Below are 15,566 nucleotides of genomic sequence, written 5' to 3'. Positions count from 1 at the left end.
TGGAAGTGGCGGCTCGCGTCAGGCGAAACTGTCGGTCGCGCGTACCAGCGCATCGACGTTCTCGGCCTCGAACGCGGAATGGCCCGATGCCGGCGTGATCTCGAGTTTCGCCTTCGGCCATGCCTTGTGCAGCTCCCATGCGTTGGCGATCGGGCAGACCACGTCGTAGCGGCCGTGCACGATGACGCCGGGGATGTCGGCGATACGCGAGGCGTCGCGCAGCAGCTGGTCTTCGACCTCGAAGAAGCCGCCGTTGACGAAGTAGTGGTTCTCGATGCGCGCGAACGCGAGCGCGAACTCCGGTTCCTCGTGGCCGCTGACGAAATCGGCGTCCACATGCAGGAAGCTGGTCGCGCCTTCCCACACGCTCCACGCCTTCGCCGCGGCCAGGCGCGTGGCCTTGTCGTCGGAGGTGAGGCGGCGATGGAAGGCCGAGATGAGGTCGTGGCGTTCGACCGACGGGATTGCGGTGACGTAGTGCTCCCACGCATCCGGGAACAGGCGGCTGGCGCCCTCCTGGTAGAACCATTCCAGTTCCCAGCGGCGCAGCATGAAGATGCCGCGCAGTACCAGCTCGGTGACGCGCTGCGGGTGCGTTTCGGCGTAGGCCAGCGCCAGCGTCGAGCCCCAGCTGCCGCCGAACACCTGCCAGCGGTCGATGTCGAGCGTCTCGCGCAGCGTCTCGATGTCGGCGACCAGATCCCAGGTGGTGTTGTCCACCAGGTCCGCGTGCGGCGTGGAGCGGCCGGAACCGCGCTGGTCGAACAGCACGATGCGGTACTTGGCGGGGTCGTGGAAGCGGCGCATCTTCGGGCTGCAGCCGGCACCGGGGCCGCCATGCAGCAGCACGACCGGCTTGCCCTGCGGATTGCCGCACTGTTCGTAGTACAGCGTGTGGCGGTCGTCGACCTTCAGCGTGCCGGTGTCGAAGGGCTCGAGATCGGGGTACAGCGTGCGCATGGGCGGCAGTCCTGGACGAAAGCGGACAGTCTAGCGGCTGCGGTCTTGCCCTTCCGTTACGCGCCCGAGCGTCACCCGGTCGCGCTGCTCGAGATCCGTCTCCGTCGCAACGTCGACGAAGCCCGCTGCGATCAACAGCGCGCGGATCGCCTCGCCCTGGTCCCAGCCATGCTCCAGCAGCAACCAGCCGCCAGGCAGCAGGTGCGCAGGCGCGGTCGCCACGATCTCGCGGATGGCGTCCAGGCCATCGGCACCGGACGACAGCGCAGCGGGTGGCTCGAAACGCAGGTCGCCCTGACCCAGGTGCGGATCGCCGTCGGCGATATAGGGGGGATTGCTGGCGATCAGGTCGAAGCGCTCGGCCGCCAGCGGTGCCAGCCAGCTTCCACGACGGAACGCGACATTGGCGACACGGTTCACCTCCGCGTTCGCCTGCGCGACGTGCAATGCCTCGTCGCTGACATCGGTCGCGACCACCTGCGCACGTGGACGCTCGCTTGCCAGCGCCAGCGCGATGGCACCGCTGCCGGTGCCGAGGTCGGCGATGCGCAGCGGGCGATCGTCGGGCAGCCGCTCCAGCGCGAGTTCGACGAGCCGCTCGGTCTCCGGACGCGGGATCAGGGTGGCCGGCGAGACCTGCAGGTCCAGGGTCCAGAAGCCGCGCCGGCCCAGCAGGTAGGCCAGCGGCTCACCGGCAGCGCGTCGGGTCAGCAGTGCATCGAAGGCTGCCGCCTCGGGCTCCGGCAGCGGATCGTCGCCATGCGCGAACAGCCAGGCCCGGTCGCGCCCCAGCACATGCAGCAGCAGCTGCTCGGCCTCATGGCGGGCATCCGGCCCTGGAAGGCGGGCGGCGGCGGCGCGCAGGGCCAGGTCGAGGCGGGCGGTGGGCAGGTCGGCAGGCATCGCCGCGCATGGTACCGGGCCGCGCCGGCCCGGACGCAGCCGCCTCGCCGCGACGCACCATCATGGTGCCCTATGGCGTATGGACATCGCGCCCGCTGCCATGTGCTGCCCAAAGGCGGCGTGGAACCGCGTCGTTCACGGCAGTGGCACGGACTCCCAGAGCGGGCCAATCGTCAGCGTCCGCATCGAGAAATCCACAAGTCATTGAAAAATAATGATTTCACCACCAAGTAGCCGCTAATCCGCTTGTACGCGTTCAACGTGGGACGCCTTATCGATAGTCAAAAGCTATCTATTCAATTCCATTAATCGATTTGAGATATCAATAGTCCCTGCCTACCATGGCGCCATCGCTTCACCACACCCACTCCACTCACGAGGATCTTCCATGTCCCTGATCAACACCGCGGTCCAGCCGTTCAAGACCACCGCCTTCCACAACGGCGAATTCGTCGAAGTCACCGACGGCACCCTGAAGGGCAAGTGGTCGGTCCTGATCTTCATGCCGGCCGCCTTCACCTTCAATTGCCCGACCGAAGTGGAAGACGCCGCCGCCAACTACGCCGAGTTCCAGAAGGCCGGCGCCGAGGTCTACATCGTCACCACCGACACCCACTTCTCGCACAAGGTGTGGCACGAAACCTCCCCGGCGGTGGGCAAGGCCCAGTTCCCGCTGGTCGGCGACCCGACCCATCAGCTGACCCGTGCCTTCGGCGTGCACATCGAAGAAGAAGGCCTGGCCTTGCGCGGCACCTTCGTCATCAACCCGGAAGGCGTCATCAAGACCGCCGAGATCCACAGCAACGAGATCGCCCGTGACGTGTCGGAGACCCTGCGCAAGCTGAAGGCCGCCCAGTTCACCGCCGCCAACCCCGGCCAGGTCTGCCCGGCCAAGTGGAAGGAAGGCGCGCAGACGATCGCCCCCTCGCTGGACCTGGTCGGCAAGATCTAAACCGCCTCGCGGCACCGGCGCATCCGCCACCCGGATGCGCCCGCTCCACACGCGCCACCCGCATCACGTCACCTCCGGGCCGCTGGCCCGGAGGCTGATCCGGACGTTTGCAGCAGCGGCATGCGCCGCTCGCCGGCTCCCCCTCCCTGGCCGGCGTCTCTCTCCCCCCGGCGCATGCCGCTCCTGCAAACGCCTGACCTCCCCTTCCCACGATTTCCTCCACGGAGACGTTCGCCATGCTGGACGCCAATCTGAAGACGCAGCTCACGGCCTACATGGAAAAGGCCCTGCGCCCGATCCACATCACCGCCCATCTGGACGACAGCGCCGGTTCCGTCGAACTGCAGGCATTGCTGCGCGACCTGCAGGATGTGTCGGACAAGATCAGCGTCACCGAACAGCGCGGCGGCGAGCGCACGCCGTCGTTCGCGCTGACCTCGCCGGGCCACGACATCCACCTGAGCTTCGCCGGTCTGCCGATGGGCCATGAGTTCACCTCGCTGGTGCTGGCCCTGCTGCAGGTCGGCGGTCATCCGTCGAAGTTGGCGCAGGACGTGATCGAGCAGATCCGCACGCTGGACGGCGAGTACCGCTTCGAAACCTATTTCTCGCTGTCGTGCCAGAACTGCCCGGACGTGGTGCAGGCGCTGAACCTGATGGCGGTGCTGAATCCGAACATCCAGCACGTCGCCATCGACGGCGCGCTGTTCCAGGACGAAGTCGAGCAGCGCCAGGTGATGTCGGTGCCGACGATCTTCCTCAACGGCGAGATCTTCGGCGCCGGCCGCATGGGCGTGGAGGAGATTGTCGCCAAGCTGGACACCAATGCCGGCAAGCGCGACGCCGAGAAGATCAAGGCCAGGGCGCCGTACGACGTGCTCGTCGTCGGTGGTGGCCCGGCCGGCGCGGCCGCGGCGATCTACGCCGCCCGCAAGGGCATCCGCACCGGCGTGGCGGCCGAGCGCTTCGGTGGCCAGGTGCTGGACACGATGGCGATCGAGAATTTCATCTCCGTGCCGTACACCGAAGGCCCGAAGCTGGCTTCGGCGCTGGAACAGCACGTCAAGGACTACCAGGTCGACGTGATGAACCTGCAGCGCGCGGAAAAGCTGGTGCCGGCCGATAACGACGGGCTGGTCGAAGTGCAACTCGCCAACGGCGCCTCGCTGCGCTCCAAGACGGTGATCCTGTCCACCGGCGCACGCTGGCGGCAGATGAATGTGCCCGGCGAGAACGAGTACCGCAACAAGGGCGTGGCCTACTGCCCGCATTGCGACGGCCCGCTGTTCAAGGGCAAGCGCGTGGCGGTGATCGGCGGCGGCAATTCCGGCGTGGAAGCGGCGATCGATCTGGCCGGCATCGTGGCGCAGGTGACGCTGATCGAGTTCGACAGCCAGCTGCGCGCAGACGACGTGCTGCAGCGCAAGCTGCGCAGCCTGCCCAACGTGCGCATCGTCACCAGTGCGCAGACCACGGAAGTGCTGGGTGACGGCAACAAGGTCAACGGGCTGGTCTACAAGGACCGCACGGGCGGCGACACGCACCGCGTGGAACTGGAAGGCATCTTCGTGCAGATCGGCCTGCTGCCGAACACCGAATGGCTCAAGGGCGTGGTCGACCTGAGTCCGCGCGGCGAGATCATCGTTGACGACCGCGGCCAGACCAGCGTGCCGGGCGTGTTCGCGGCCGGCGACGCCACCACGGTGCCGTACAAGCAGATCGTCATCGCCATGGGCGAAGGTTCGAAGGCGGCGCTGAGCGCGTTCGACCACCTGATCCGCACGTCGGCACCGGTGGAAACCCCGGACGCGGTCGCGGCATGATGCACCGGCGTGGGCCGCGACTCGGTCCGCGCCGCTCGCACGCAAGGCGGTTCCCTGAGGGAGGAGTCCGATGAACCTGCGCGACCTGAAGTACCTGGTGGCCCTGGCCGACCACAAGCATTTCGGGCGAGCCGCCGCCGCGTGCTACGTCAGTCAGCCGACGCTGTCGACGCAGATCAAGAAGCTGGAAGACGAACTCGGCGTGCCGCTGGTCGAGCGCGCGCCGCGCAAGGTCATGCTGACGCCCGCCGGCCGCGATGCCGCCGACCGCGCGCGCCGCATCGTCGCCGAAGTCGAACAGATGAAGGAGGCCGCGCGTCGCAGCCAGGATCCCGAAGCCGGCACGGTACGCCTCGGCATCTTCCCCACGCTCGGGCCCTATCTGCTGCCGCACGTGGTGCCGCGCCTCCGCGCGCGCTTCCCGCAGCTGGAACTGTTGCTGGTCGAGGAAAAGAGCGACGTGCTGCTGTCGCGCCTTCGCGAGGGCAAGCTGGATGCGGGTCTGCTGGCGCTGCCGGTGACGGACGACCAGCTGCATACCGAATTCCTGTTCGAAGAGCCGTTCGTGCTCGCCGTACCCGAGTCGCATCCGCTGGCGAAGCGCGAATCGCTGACCCTGGCCGAACTGTCGCAGCAGCAACTGCTGTTGCTGGAGGACGGGCACTGCCTGCGCGAGCAGGCGCTGGATGTGTGCCGCCTCGCCGGTGCCAACGAGAAGTCGGAGTTCCGCGCCACCAGCCTGGAAACGCTGCGGCAGATGGTGGCGGCCGACGTCGGCATCACCCTGCTGCCGACGCTCGCGGTGAAGCCGCCGGTCGCGCGCTCGGAGAACATCCACCTGCTCGGCTTCAGCGATTCGCACCCGAGCCGGCAGATCGCCATGGTGTGGCGCAAGAGTTCGGCGATGAGCGAGTTCCTGCAGCAACTGGCGCAGGTGTTCCGCGAGCTGCCGCCAAGCCTGTTCGAACCGGACGCACCCGCGCACGGCGCGCATGCGGTCAAGGCACGCGCACCTGAACCGTCGCGCACCCACCCGGCTTGAAGCCACCGCGCTTCCGGGCTACGGTAAGCACGCAAACAGGAATTCCATGGGCGACGCCGCAATGCGTCGCCCGTTTCTTTTTGCGCATCCCGAAACCAAGGAGCATTCCGATGAACCACACCCGCACCAGCGGCCTGCCGCCGTCCCTGCCCGCCCTGGTCGTGTCCAGCCGCGACCTGTCGCGCCTCGACGCCCTGCTCGACACGCCCGTGCTGCGCCGGCACCCGGCCGCGCTCGCGCTGATGGAAGAACTCAACCGCGCCGACGTGCGCGCGCCGGACGACATGCCGGACAACGTGGTGACCATGCACTCGCGCGTCGCGTGCGAGGACGAACTCACCGGCGAGCATCACCGCCTCACCCTGGTGTACCCGCACGAAGCCAACGTCGAGGCCGGTCGCGTCTCCGTGCTGGCCCCGGTCGGGAGCGCGCTGCTTGGCCTGGCGGTCGGCCAGGTCATCGACTGGCATGCGCCCGGCAACCGGCCGCTGCGCCTGCGCGTCACCGCGATCGACTACCAGCCGGAAGCCGACGGCGACCTGCATCGCTGAGCGCCACCGGCGCTATCGCCACAATCCACGAAAACCATCGTCCCGTACCGGGTCCGGCCGCGCGGGACAGGGCATACTTGTCGCCCGATTCCCCCGCATCGATCCCCATGACCGACACCTCCAAGCTGCAGCAGCTCCGCGAACTCTCCGTGGTCGTCGCCGACACCGGCGACTACGAGGCCATCAAGCGCCTCAAGCCGGTGGACTGCACCACCAACCCGACGCTGGTGAAGAAGGCGCTGGACCTGCCGGTGTATGCCGACCTGATCGAAGAACAGCTGGCGTGGGCGCGCGCGCAGGGCGGCGGCGAAGGGCTCGTCGATGAGGTCGTGGACCGCCTGACCGTCGGCGTCGGCGCCAAGCTGGCCGGCCTGATTCCCGGCCGCGTCTCGACCGAGGTCGATGCCGACCAGGCCTACGACACCGCCGCCACCGTCGCCAAGGCGCGCAAGTTCGTGCAGATGTACGCCGACCAGGGCATCGGCCGCGACCGCATCCTGATCAAGGTCGCCTCCACCTGGGAAGGCGTGGAGGCGGCACGCCAGCTGCAGGCCGAAGGCATCGACTGCAACCTGACGCTGATCTTCAATCCGACCCAGGCCATCGCCTGCGCCGAAGCCGGCGCCTTCCTGATCTCGCCGTTCGTGGGCCGCATCCTCGACTGGTACGTCGCCAACGGACAGGCGCCGGCGACCATCGACGAAGACCCAGGCGTGGTGTTCGTGCGCGGCGTCTACGCCGAGTTCAAGCGCCGCGGCTCGCCGACCGTGGTGATGGGCGCGTCGTTCCGCTCCACTGCTCAGATCGAAGCACTGGCCGGCTGCGACCGCCTGACCATTTCGCCCGACCTGCTGGAAAAGCTGGACCAGGAAACCGGCGACCTGCCGCGCAAGCTGTCGCCCGGCGCCGCCGAGGCGGTGACCGCCGCGCCGGTGACCGCGGAGAGCTTCGCTGCCGCGATCGAGGCCGATCCGATGGCGAAGGAAAAGCTGTCGGCCGGCATCGATGCGTTCGCCAAGGATCTGGTGGCGCTGCGCACGACCATCCGCGAGAAGCTGACCGCCTGATGCCGCGCTCGCGCATTCAAGGATGAGCCTGCGCACGGTATTGGTGATCGCGCTGCTGGCCGGCATCGTCGGCTGGTGGTTTTCCGATCACCGTCGCGGCCCGCGTGCCCCTGATGCAGCGTCAGACGCACCCCCTGCCTGCCCGTTGCCGCCACGCGTGACGGCGGGCGAGCCGCCGCTGCAGACCGACGTCCCCGACAACGTGGCGCCGTTCGCGCTGCAGGCCGCGACGCTGACGCCGCTGGCCGGCTTCAGCCTCGAGGCACGGGTACTATCGCGGGAGGACTACCGCAGGGGGCGCGAAGCGGCGCTGTCACCGGTCGATTTCGCGCTCGGCTGGCAACGCATGGAAGAGGACGCCGTGATCGACGCCCTGGAGATCCGCCAGTCCTCGCGCTGGTACCACTACCGCTGGCGCGACCGGCCGCCGCTGCCGCAGGACGAGATGGCCCGCAGCAGCGCGAACATGCACATGATCCCCGGCAACGACGCCATCGCGCAGGCGCTCGCCGGCGTGCGCAAGGACGAGCGCAAGGACGAGCGCGTACGGATCGAGGGATGGCTGGTGGAGGCGCAGGCCGAAGATGGCTGGCGCTGGCGCAGCTCCACCCGCCGCACCGATACCGGCGGTGGCGCCTGCGAAGTCGTCTACGTCTGCGGCGTCACCCGTCTGTAGGAGGGGCTTCAGCCCCGACCGGAACCGGCGGTCTGCGCATGGCGCCTGATTGACCGTCATACACCCGAACCTGTGCTGTCGGGGCTGAAGCCCCTCCTACAGGAGTACGGGTATCAGGCGTCCAGCCCGATCGGGCAGCTCACGCCCGTGCCGCCGAGACCGCAGTAACCGTTCGGATTCTTCGCCAGGTACTGCTGGTGGTAGTCCTCGGCGTAGTAGAACGGCGGCGCCGGGTACACGATCTCGGTGGTGATGTCGCCGTAGCCGGCCGCCTTCAGCCGCTGCTGGTAAGCCTGCAGGCTCACTTCCGCGGCCGCCTGCTGTTCCGGCGTATGGCTGTGGATGCCGGAGCGGTACTGCGTGCCGACATCGTTGCCCTGGCGCATGCCCTGGGTGGGGTCGTGGCTTTCCCAGAACACCTGCAGCAGGCGTTCGAACGAGACCTGCGCCGGGTCGTACACCACGCGCACGACCTCGTTGTGGCCGGTCTGGCCGGAGCAGACTTCCTCGTAGGTCGCATTCGGCGTGCCGCCGCCGGCATAGCCGACCGAGGTGCTGTACACGCCCGGCACGTTCCAGAACTTGCGCTCCGCGCCCCAGAAACAGCCCAGGCCGAATTCGACCTGCTGCAGGCCGTCGAACGCGTCCCGCAGCGGATGGCCGTTGACGAAATGCGTGTTGTGCAGCGGCAGCGGCGTGCTGCGACCGGGCAGCATGTCTTCTTCGCGCGGCATGCGCTGCTTGTAGGCTCCGATACCCAGCATGGTGAACCTCGTGGTCGTGGGGCGACGGATCAGGCGGGCAGGATGCCGAGTCCTTCGTCGTCGCCTTCCGAGATGGGGCCGTCATCACGCGATTCCAGCCCCAGCGCCTTCACGACACCCTCAGCCTCGGGGAACGCAGTGTCCGGCACGCAGACGCGCAGCACACCGAACAGCGGCAGTTCGCCCATGCCGCCCAGCAGCGACTCGCCGAACACAAACGCCGGGATCGCGGCCTCCTCCAGCGCGTGCTTGACCAGGTGGGCGTCGAACAGGTTGTCGGCCAGGTAGACCACGCGCATGGATATGTCCTCCGCCGCCAGCCTACACCGGCCGATCGGGATACGGCATGCGCAGCGCCTCGGTGACCGCGACCGATTCAGTCTCCGCAGCAGCGGCCTGCCGCCATTCCTGCAGCGCCGGCAGCGCGAACAGCGCCTGCATGTAGCGGTGCGCGGTGTCGTCGACCGCCACGCCATAGCCGTCGAAGCGGACCGCCACAGGTGCATACATCGCGTCGACGATGCCGAATTCGCCGCACAGGAATTCCCCGTGCTCGCCATGTGCCGCGCGCAACTGGCGCCACAGGGCCTGCACGCGGTCGATGTCGGCCTGCGCGGCCGCATCCCACCGGTAGGCATCCGGCGTGCGCCGGCTGTTCATCGGCAACTGCGTGCGCAGCGCGACGAAGCCCGCATGCATTTCCGCAGCGGCGGCGCGAGCCAGCGCGCGTGCTGCGCGGTCCGCCGGCCAGCCGCGTCCGTCGAGCCAGCGCTCGTTGGCGTACTCGCAGATCGCCAGCGAATCCCAGACGTGTACGTCGCCATCGCGCAGCGCGGGCACCTTGCCGGTCGGGGAATGGCGCGCGACATTCTCCGCGAACCGCGGACTGTCCAGCGGCAGCCGGACCTCGTCGAACGCCACGCCGTAATGCCGGAGCAGCAACCATGGCCGCAGCGACCAGGACGAGTAGTTCTTGTTGCCGATGACCAGCGTCGGGAGGCTCATGCGGGAGAACCGGTGCGCGGGGGCTGTTCAGGATAGACCAGCCAAGGCACCGGACCGGCTAAACTTGCGGTTTCCCACGTACCCGCGCCCTTCCGATGTCCGACGCTCCCACCGCCCCCGCCCCCCTCGCCGACGATGCCGCCCCGGAAAAACGGGACTTCATCCGCCAGATCGTGCGCGAGGACCTGGCCAGCGGTCGCCATACGGCGGTGAAGACGCGCTTCCCGCCCGAGCCCAACGGTTACCTGCACATCGGCCATGCCAAGGCGATCTGCCTGGATTTCGGCATCGCGGGCGAGTTCGGCGGCGTCTGCAACCTGCGCCTGGACGACACCAACCCGGCCAAGGAAGACCCCGAGTACGTCCGCGCCATCCAGGACGACGTGCGCTGGCTGGGCTTCGACTGGCACGACCTGCGCCATGCCTCGGACTACTTCGAGGTGCTGTACCTGGCCGGCGAGAAGCTGATCCGCCAGGGCGACGCCTTCGTCTGCGACCTGAGCGCCGAGGAAGTGCGCGAGTACCGTGGCACGCTGACCGAACCCGGCCGCCCGTCGCCCTACCGCGACCGCGGCGTCGAGGAGAACCTGGACCTGTTCCGCCGCATGCGCGCGGGCGAGTTCCCGGACGGCGCGCGCACGCTGCGCGCGAAGATCGACATGGCCAGCGGCAACATCAACCTGCGCGATCCGGCGCTGTACCGCATCAAGCACGTCGAGCACCAGAACACCGGCAACGACTGGCCGATCTACCCGATGTACGACTACGCGCACTCGCTGAGCGATGCGGTGGAAGGCATCACCCACTCGCTGTGCACGCTGGAGTTCGAGGACCACCGCCCGCTGTACGACTGGTGCGTCGACAAAGTGGACCTGGCCGGTTCGCCCGACCTGATCGCGCCGCTGCTGGCCAAGGGCCTGCCGAAGGAAGCCAGCAAGCCGCGCCAGATCGAATTCTCGCGCCTGAACTTCAACTACCTGGTGATGAGCAAGCGCAAGCTGCTGGCGATGGTCAACGACCAGCTCGTCGACGGCTGGGACGACCCGCGCATGCCGACGCTGCAGGGCATCCGCCGCCGCGGTTACACGCCGTCCGCGCTGCGCCTGATGGTGGACCGCGTGGGCATCAGCAAGCAGAACTCGCTGCTGGACATCTCGATCCTGGAAGGCGCGCTGCGCGAGGACCTGGACACCGCCGCGCCGCGCCGCATGGGCGTCATCGATCCGGTGAAGCTGGTGCTGGCCAACCTGCCGGAAGGCCACGAGGAATCGCTGACGTTCTCCAACCACCCCAAGGACGAAACCTTCGGCCAGCGCAGCGTGCCGTTCTCGCGCGAGCTGTGGATCGAGCGTGAGGACTTCGAGGAAGTGCCGCCCAAGGGCTTCAAGCGCCTGACCACCGGCGGCGAAGTGCGCCTGCGCGGCGCCGGCATCGTGCGTTGCGACGAGGTGATCAAGAACGACGCCGGCGAGATCGTCGAGCTGCGCGGCTGGCTGGATCCCGAATCGCGCCCCGGCATGGCCGGTGCCGAGCGCAAGATCAAGGGCACCATCCACTGGGTCAGCGCGCAGCACGCGGTGGCCGCGGAGATCCGCCTGTACGACCGCCTGTTCACCGTGCCGAACCCGGACGATGAGTCGGAAGGCAAGACCTACCGCGACTACATGAACCCGGAATCGCGCCGTACGGTCACCGGCTATGTCGAGCCGGCGGCGGCCAGCGCGGCGCCCGAGCAGTCGTTCCAGTTCGAACGTACCGGCTATTTCGTCGCCGACCGCTACGACCATGCGCCGGAGCGCCCCGTGTTCAACCGCAGCGTGACCCTGCGCGACACGTGGGCGACGAAGGCCTGATGCCGGCCGCTTTCACCGCCTGTTGAGGCGGTGGCCGGCAGGCTGGCGCGCATCATCACCGAGGAAGGAGTCCGCCATGTCCCGCATCGCGCTGCGCCTGCTGCCTGCCCTGCTGTCCTGCCTGTGCCTGTTCGCGCTGGCGGGGTGTGCCGCACCCGCTTCCTCCGAGGGCGCGACCGCCGAGCCGCCGCCCACCACGGCACCAGCACCCAAGCCGACCGGCGGGAACCAGCCCGCGCGCGAGGCCGGCGCCGTCACCGTCGACTACGGCTGCAAGACCAGCGCCGACTGCGCGGTGAAGAACGTGGGCAACTGCTGCGGCGCGATGCCGGCCTGCGTCAACAAGAACAGCCCCACCGATCCGCAGGGTGTGCAGGCGCAATGCGCCGCCAGCGGCCGCATGGGCGTCTGTGGCTTTACCGACGTGACCGCCTGCCAGTGCGTCAGCGGCCGCTGCGAATCCGATTCCTCCGTTGCCGAATTGCCTGCCAAGTAATGCTCTATCAGCAAATCCACCTGACCCTGCCCGCCTGGACCCACGACCTGGTCGATCCCGCCGCGACGTACGCGAGCGACGAAGACAAGGTCGCGCTGGCCATCGACCTGTCGCGCCGCAACGTGGACGCCAACAGCGGCGGACCGTTCGGCGCGGTCGTGTTCGGCCCCGACCACCGCGTGATCGCGCTCGGCGTGAACCGCGTGATGCCGCACACCTGCTCGCTGGCGCATGCGGAAACCATGGCCTACATGCTGGCGCAGCAGCGCCTGCAGACGCCGCGCCTCAACGACGTGCTGGCGCCGGTCGTGCTGGCGACGTCGTCGCAGCCTTGCTGCCAGTGCTACGGCGCCACCATCTGGGCCGGCATCGACCGCCTGCTGATCGGCGCGCGCGCCGAGGACGTGATGGAACTGACCGAGTTCGATGAGGGCCCGCTGCCAGCGGACTGGATCGGCGAACTGGGCAAGCGCGGCATCGAGGTCGTGCGCGATCTTCGTCGCGACGAGGCGCGCGCGGTGCTCAAGCAGTACGGCGAGTCGGGCGGCGACCGATACTGAGCGACGCACCGGGAAGCCATCGCCCCCGGCTTCTCCTGTACCCTGTCTGTGCGGCAGGAGCCGCAGCCATCCGCTTCACGCGACCGCGCCATGTCATCGACGACCGGCCTGCTGGCTTATTGCCGCCAGGGATTCGAACCCGAACTTGCCGCCGAACTGACCGAGCGCGCTGCGCTGGCCGGATTCGCCGGTTATGCCCGCGCGCAGCGCAACGATGGCCATGTCGTGTTCGTATGCGAGCAGGCCGAGGCGCTGGACCGTGCGCTGCCGTGGCGCGACCTGATCTTCGCCCGGCAGAAGCTGCGCCTGCTCGCCGAACTGCGCGGCATCGATCCGAAGGACCGCATCACGCCGATCCTCGCCGCACTGTCCGGTGCCGGGCGCTACGGCGACCTGTGGGTCGAGCATCCGGATTCGGACAGCGCCAAGCCGCTGGCCGGGCTGGCACGCAGTTTCGGCAACGCGCTGCGTCCGGCGCTGCGCAAGGCGGGCTTCCTCAGCGAGAAGGACGACGCGCGCCTGCCGCGCCTGCACGTGGTCTTCGTGCAGGGCGATCACCTGTTCCTCTGCGTCGCCGATGCGCGCGACAGCGCGCCGTGGCCGCTCGGCATCCCGCGCCTGAAGCTGCTGCCCGACGCGCCGTCGCGCTCGGCGCTGAAGCTGGAAGAAGCCTTCCTCTCGCTGCTGGACGAACGCCAGCGCGAGGCCCTGTTGAAGCCGGGCATGACCGCCGCCGATCTCGGCGCGGCCCCGGGCGGCTGGACGTGGGTGCTGACGCGCCATCACCTGCGCGTGACCAGTGTCGACAACGGTCCGCTGCGCGAGCACGTGCTGGCGACCGGACTGGTCGAGCACCTGCGTGCCGACGGGTTCCACTGGAAGCCCACGCAATCGCTGGACTGGATGGTCTGCGACATGGTCGAACAGCCGCGTCGCGTGGCCGAGCGCATGGCGCAGTGGTTCCGCGAAGGCTGGTGCCGGCACGCGGTGTTCAACCTCAAGCTGCCGATGAAGAAGCGCTGGGACGAGACCAAGCTGTGCCTCGAACTGTTCGAGGAGCAGGCAGGCCGACCGCTCGAGGTGCGTGCGCGCCAGCTCTACCATGACCGCGAAGAGATCACGGTGTTCGCCACGCCCGGCTGACACGTTCCCGGCAACACCCGCGCCACCCGAGGGGAAACGGATGACGTTCCAAGGCATCAAGACGATGACGACCGCCCTGCTGCTGGCCGGGCTTGCCGGCTGCGCGCATACCGGCGACAGCGCACGCACGCATACGGATGCGCTGTACGTCGCCCGCGACGTCATCGGCGACGGGGTGTTCAGCGCAGGCATCGAAGGTCCGGCCTTCGGGCCTGACGGCGCCCTGTATGCGGTCAGTTTCGGGCGCGATGGCACCATCGGCCGCGTGACGTTCGAGGCGGACGGCAAGGCGACGGCGACCCTGTTCACCACGTTGCCGGCAGGCAGCACCGGCAACGGCATTCGTTTCGACGTGGACGGCAGCATGTACATCGCCGACTACAGCGGCCACCACGTGCTGCGCATCGCGCCCGGCGAACGCGACGCGAAGGTGTTCGCGCGCATGCCGCAGGCCAACCAGCCCAACGACATCGCGATCTCCCCCGACGGCACGCTGTACGCCAGCGACCCCAAGTGGGCAGACGGCACCGGCCAGCTGTGGCGTATCGACCGCAGCGGCACGCCGCACTTGCTCGAAAGCGGCATGGGCACGACCAACGGGGTGGACGTCAGCCCCGACTGGAAGCGGCTCTACGTCAACGAGAGCGTGCAGCGGAAGGTCTGGGTGTACGACATCCGCGCCGATGGCAGCGTCAGGAACAAGCGCCTGCTGATCGCCTTCGACGACCACGGCCTGGACGGCATGCGGACCGACGTGAAGGGCAACCTGTACATCGCGCGCTACGCCGCCGGCGTGGTCGCCGTGGTATCGCCCGACGGTACCCTGCTGCGCGAAGTGAAGCTCAAGGGACAGAAGCCCACGAACGTCGCGTTCGGTGGGACGGATGGCCGCACGGTCTTCGTCACCCTGCAGGACCGGGGTGCGATCGAGGCCTTCCGCGCTGAACACCCGGGCCGCGAAACCGGCCTGTGACGCGGTGCCGCCGACGTCTCAGGTGCTGACACCCCGTCGTGGCAAGATGCCTCCCTGATACGGAGACCGACGATGCTGCCCATCGAACTCAAGGACCCCGCCGGCTTCGGCACCGAGTTCCTGCGCCTGACCCTGCTGCAGGGCTTCCAGTCGCTGACCAAACGCGACCTGGAACTGCTGATCTTCGTGCTGCTGGAACGCGACGGCGCCATCGGCCGCGACGAATCCAACTTCACCGTCGCCGGCAAGCTGCGGGTGACGCCGGCCAAGATCAAGGCGCTGCGCCGTGACGGCTACGCGCGCTGGCGTGCCCTGGTGCCGGAAGAGCGCGACGCCGCCCTGCAGCGCATCGTCGCCAGCGCGCTGACCGAGGCGAACCTGAAGTCCGGCGCCAAGCACGTCAGCGAGCGCAGCAGGAAGGACGGCTTCCTCGCCATCCGCGTCGAGCATCCGGACGACCACCAGCAGTTCGAGCAGGCCATCCTCGATGTCGGCGCGCTCCCGGTCTACGAGCGCAACCGCGAGGTCGTGGCGGTGCGCTTCGACACGCTGCTGGCGATCGCCGAACGCTGGGCCTACCTGCAGCCCGATCCGGCCGCGGTCACCGCAGCGCTGAAGCAGCTGACGCCTACCTCCGAAGAGGTCGCCGACCTGCTGAAAAAGGACGTCACCAAGCTGCGCTGGCAGGACGCGCGCAACGCGCTCAACAGCCTCGGCGCCAAGGCGGTGGCCAGCACCGCCGAGGGCGGCCTGAAGGGGCTGCTGAAGATCGTGTTCCCCTTCATCCCTGGCTGAGCG

At 68.4% G+C, this 15,566-nt stretch carries 17 protein-coding genes; 12 read left to right on the top strand and 5 right to left on the bottom strand.

Annotation, left to right across the window (positions count from 1 at the left end; genetic code table 11):
• Positions 1-18 precede the first annotated feature (18 nt).
• Both pip and prmC read right to left on the bottom strand, forming a co-directional pair.
• The gene (gene pip, locus AC04MD_RS08850) at positions 19-960 is read right to left on the bottom strand and encodes a prolyl aminopeptidase (protein ID WP_475496896.1); all 942 of its coding nucleotides are present in this window, start codon (positions 958-960) and stop codon (positions 19-21) included.
• A gap of 30 nt (positions 961-990) precedes the next feature.
• The gene (gene prmC / locus AC04MD_RS08845; protein ID WP_475496895.1) at positions 991-1,863 is read right to left on the bottom strand and encodes a peptide chain release factor N(5)-glutamine methyltransferase; all 873 of its coding nucleotides are present in this window, start codon (positions 1,861-1,863) and stop codon (positions 991-993) included.
• A gap of 388 nt (positions 1,864-2,251) precedes the next feature.
• Between prmC and ahpC the strand changes: the two genes are divergently transcribed.
• The 6 genes from ahpC (at position 2,252) to AC04MD_RS08815 (ending at position 7,974) form a co-directional block, all read left to right on the top strand.
• Complete coding sequence (gene ahpC / locus AC04MD_RS08840) at positions 2,252-2,815, top strand: alkyl hydroperoxide reductase subunit C (RefSeq protein WP_142125842.1); 564 nt, start codon at positions 2,252-2,254, stop codon at positions 2,813-2,815.
• A 236-nt stretch (positions 2,816-3,051) separates the two neighbouring features.
• A complete protein-coding gene (gene ahpF / locus AC04MD_RS08835) occupies positions 3,052-4,638 on the top strand; it encodes an alkyl hydroperoxide reductase subunit F (RefSeq protein WP_475496894.1) in 1,587 nt (528 codons plus the stop codon).
• A gap of 70 nt (positions 4,639-4,708) precedes the next feature.
• Positions 4,709-5,680: a DNA-binding transcriptional regulator OxyR gene (oxyR, locus tag AC04MD_RS08830; protein WP_475496893.1), complete on the top strand. Its 972-nt coding sequence runs from the start codon at positions 4,709-4,711 to the stop codon at positions 5,678-5,680.
• A gap of 110 nt (positions 5,681-5,790) precedes the next feature.
• Positions 5,791-6,231 (top strand): nucleoside diphosphate kinase regulator, encoded by a 441-nt coding sequence (gene rnk, locus AC04MD_RS08825; protein WP_475496892.1) that lies wholly within the window; start codon positions 5,791-5,793, stop codon positions 6,229-6,231.
• Between the two features lie 107 nt (positions 6,232-6,338).
• Positions 6,339-7,298: a transaldolase gene (locus AC04MD_RS08820; protein ID WP_475496891.1), complete on the top strand. Its 960-nt coding sequence runs from the start codon at positions 6,339-6,341 to the stop codon at positions 7,296-7,298.
• A 22-nt stretch (positions 7,299-7,320) separates the two neighbouring features.
• Positions 7,321-7,974 carry a hypothetical protein gene (locus AC04MD_RS08815; protein ID WP_475496890.1) on the top strand — a complete coding sequence of 218 codons (654 nt, stop codon included), beginning with the start codon at positions 7,321-7,323 and terminating at the stop codon, positions 7,972-7,974.
• Between the two features lie 113 nt (positions 7,975-8,087).
• Here AC04MD_RS08815 and msrA read toward each other — a convergent pair whose 3' ends face one another.
• From msrA to AC04MD_RS08800, 3 genes are read right to left on the bottom strand one after another with little or no spacing between them, the layout of a single operon-like run.
• Positions 8,088-8,738 (bottom strand): peptide-methionine (S)-S-oxide reductase MsrA, encoded by a 651-nt coding sequence (gene msrA / locus AC04MD_RS08810; RefSeq protein WP_475496889.1) that lies wholly within the window; start codon positions 8,736-8,738, stop codon positions 8,088-8,090.
• 29 nt (positions 8,739-8,767) lie between these two features.
• Entirely contained in the window at positions 8,768-9,037 is a 270-nt protein-coding gene (locus tag AC04MD_RS08805; RefSeq protein ID WP_475496888.1) for a putative signal transducing protein, read from the bottom strand.
• A 22-nt stretch (positions 9,038-9,059) separates the two neighbouring features.
• Positions 9,060-9,743 (bottom strand): glutathione S-transferase family protein, encoded by a 684-nt coding sequence (locus AC04MD_RS08800; protein ID WP_475496887.1) that lies wholly within the window; start codon positions 9,741-9,743, stop codon positions 9,060-9,062.
• Positions 9,744-9,838: 95 nt separating this feature from the next.
• Between AC04MD_RS08800 and AC04MD_RS08795 the strand changes: the two genes are divergently transcribed.
• The 6 genes from AC04MD_RS08795 (at position 9,839) to AC04MD_RS08770 (ending at position 15,563) form a co-directional block, all read left to right on the top strand.
• A complete protein-coding gene (locus AC04MD_RS08795; RefSeq protein WP_475496886.1) occupies positions 9,839-11,596 on the top strand; it encodes a glutamine--tRNA ligase/YqeY domain fusion protein in 1,758 nt (585 codons plus the stop codon).
• Positions 11,597-11,672: 76 nt separating this feature from the next.
• Positions 11,673-12,092 carry a hypothetical protein gene (locus AC04MD_RS08790; RefSeq protein ID WP_475496885.1) on the top strand — a complete coding sequence of 140 codons (420 nt, stop codon included), beginning with the start codon at positions 11,673-11,675 and terminating at the stop codon, positions 12,090-12,092.
• Complete coding sequence (locus AC04MD_RS08785; protein WP_475496884.1) at positions 12,092-12,652, top strand: nucleoside deaminase; 561 nt, start codon at positions 12,092-12,094, stop codon at positions 12,650-12,652. Before AC04MD_RS08790 ends, AC04MD_RS08785 begins: the two co-directional genes overlap by 1 nt.
• Before the next feature lie 90 nt (positions 12,653-12,742).
• Positions 12,743-13,795, top strand: a complete 1,053-nt coding sequence (gene rlmM, locus AC04MD_RS08780; RefSeq protein WP_475496883.1) for a 23S rRNA (cytidine(2498)-2'-O)-methyltransferase RlmM — start codon at positions 12,743-12,745, stop codon at positions 13,793-13,795.
• 64 nt (positions 13,796-13,859) lie between these two features.
• Positions 13,860-14,768 carry an SMP-30/gluconolactonase/LRE family protein gene (locus tag AC04MD_RS08775; protein WP_475496985.1) on the top strand — a complete coding sequence of 303 codons (909 nt, stop codon included), beginning with the start codon at positions 13,860-13,862 and terminating at the stop codon, positions 14,766-14,768.
• Between the two features lie 72 nt (positions 14,769-14,840).
• Positions 14,841-15,563 carry a hypothetical protein gene (locus AC04MD_RS08770; protein WP_475496882.1) on the top strand — a complete coding sequence of 241 codons (723 nt, stop codon included), beginning with the start codon at positions 14,841-14,843 and terminating at the stop codon, positions 15,561-15,563.
• Positions 15,564-15,566: the final 3 nt, after the last annotated feature.

It is taken from the genome of Pseudoxanthomonas sp. LjRoot206 (assembly GCF_056175725.1).
Note: the sequence above shows the minus strand (reverse complement) of the source record. Positions and strands in the feature narration are given on the sequence as shown.

Bases quoted from the DNA above. Each gene is read 5' to 3' on its own strand.
- pip (WP_475496896.1), bottom strand. From the start codon at position 960: ATGCGCACGCTGTACCCCGATCTCGAGCCCTTCGACACCGGCACGCTG.
- prmC (WP_475496895.1), bottom strand. From the start codon at position 1,863: ATGCCTGCCGACCTGCCCACCGCCCGCCTCGACCTGGCCCTGCGCGCC.
- ahpC (WP_142125842.1), top strand. From the start codon at position 2,252: ATGTCCCTGATCAACACCGCGGTCCAGCCGTTCAAGACCACCGCCTTC.
- ahpF (WP_475496894.1), top strand. From the start codon at position 3,052: ATGCTGGACGCCAATCTGAAGACGCAGCTCACGGCCTACATGGAAAAG.
- oxyR (WP_475496893.1), top strand. From the start codon at position 4,709: ATGAACCTGCGCGACCTGAAGTACCTGGTGGCCCTGGCCGACCACAAG.
- rnk (WP_475496892.1), top strand. From the start codon at position 5,791: ATGAACCACACCCGCACCAGCGGCCTGCCGCCGTCCCTGCCCGCCCTG.
- AC04MD_RS08820 (WP_475496891.1), top strand. From the start codon at position 6,339: ATGACCGACACCTCCAAGCTGCAGCAGCTCCGCGAACTCTCCGTGGTC.
- AC04MD_RS08815 (WP_475496890.1), top strand. From the start codon at position 7,321: ATGAGCCTGCGCACGGTATTGGTGATCGCGCTGCTGGCCGGCATCGTC.
- msrA (WP_475496889.1), bottom strand. From the start codon at position 8,738: ATGCTGGGTATCGGAGCCTACAAGCAGCGCATGCCGCGCGAAGAAGAC.
- AC04MD_RS08805 (WP_475496888.1), bottom strand. From the start codon at position 9,037: ATGCGCGTGGTCTACCTGGCCGACAACCTGTTCGACGCCCACCTGGTC.
- AC04MD_RS08800 (WP_475496887.1), bottom strand. From the start codon at position 9,743: ATGAGCCTCCCGACGCTGGTCATCGGCAACAAGAACTACTCGTCCTGG.
- AC04MD_RS08795 (WP_475496886.1), top strand. From the start codon at position 9,839: ATGTCCGACGCTCCCACCGCCCCCGCCCCCCTCGCCGACGATGCCGCC.
- AC04MD_RS08790 (WP_475496885.1), top strand. From the start codon at position 11,673: ATGTCCCGCATCGCGCTGCGCCTGCTGCCTGCCCTGCTGTCCTGCCTG.
- AC04MD_RS08785 (WP_475496884.1), top strand. From the start codon at position 12,092: ATGCTCTATCAGCAAATCCACCTGACCCTGCCCGCCTGGACCCACGAC.
- rlmM (WP_475496883.1), top strand. From the start codon at position 12,743: ATGTCATCGACGACCGGCCTGCTGGCTTATTGCCGCCAGGGATTCGAA.
- AC04MD_RS08775 (WP_475496985.1), top strand. From the start codon at position 13,860: ATGACGACCGCCCTGCTGCTGGCCGGGCTTGCCGGCTGCGCGCATACC.
- AC04MD_RS08770 (WP_475496882.1), top strand. From the start codon at position 14,841: ATGCTGCCCATCGAACTCAAGGACCCCGCCGGCTTCGGCACCGAGTTC.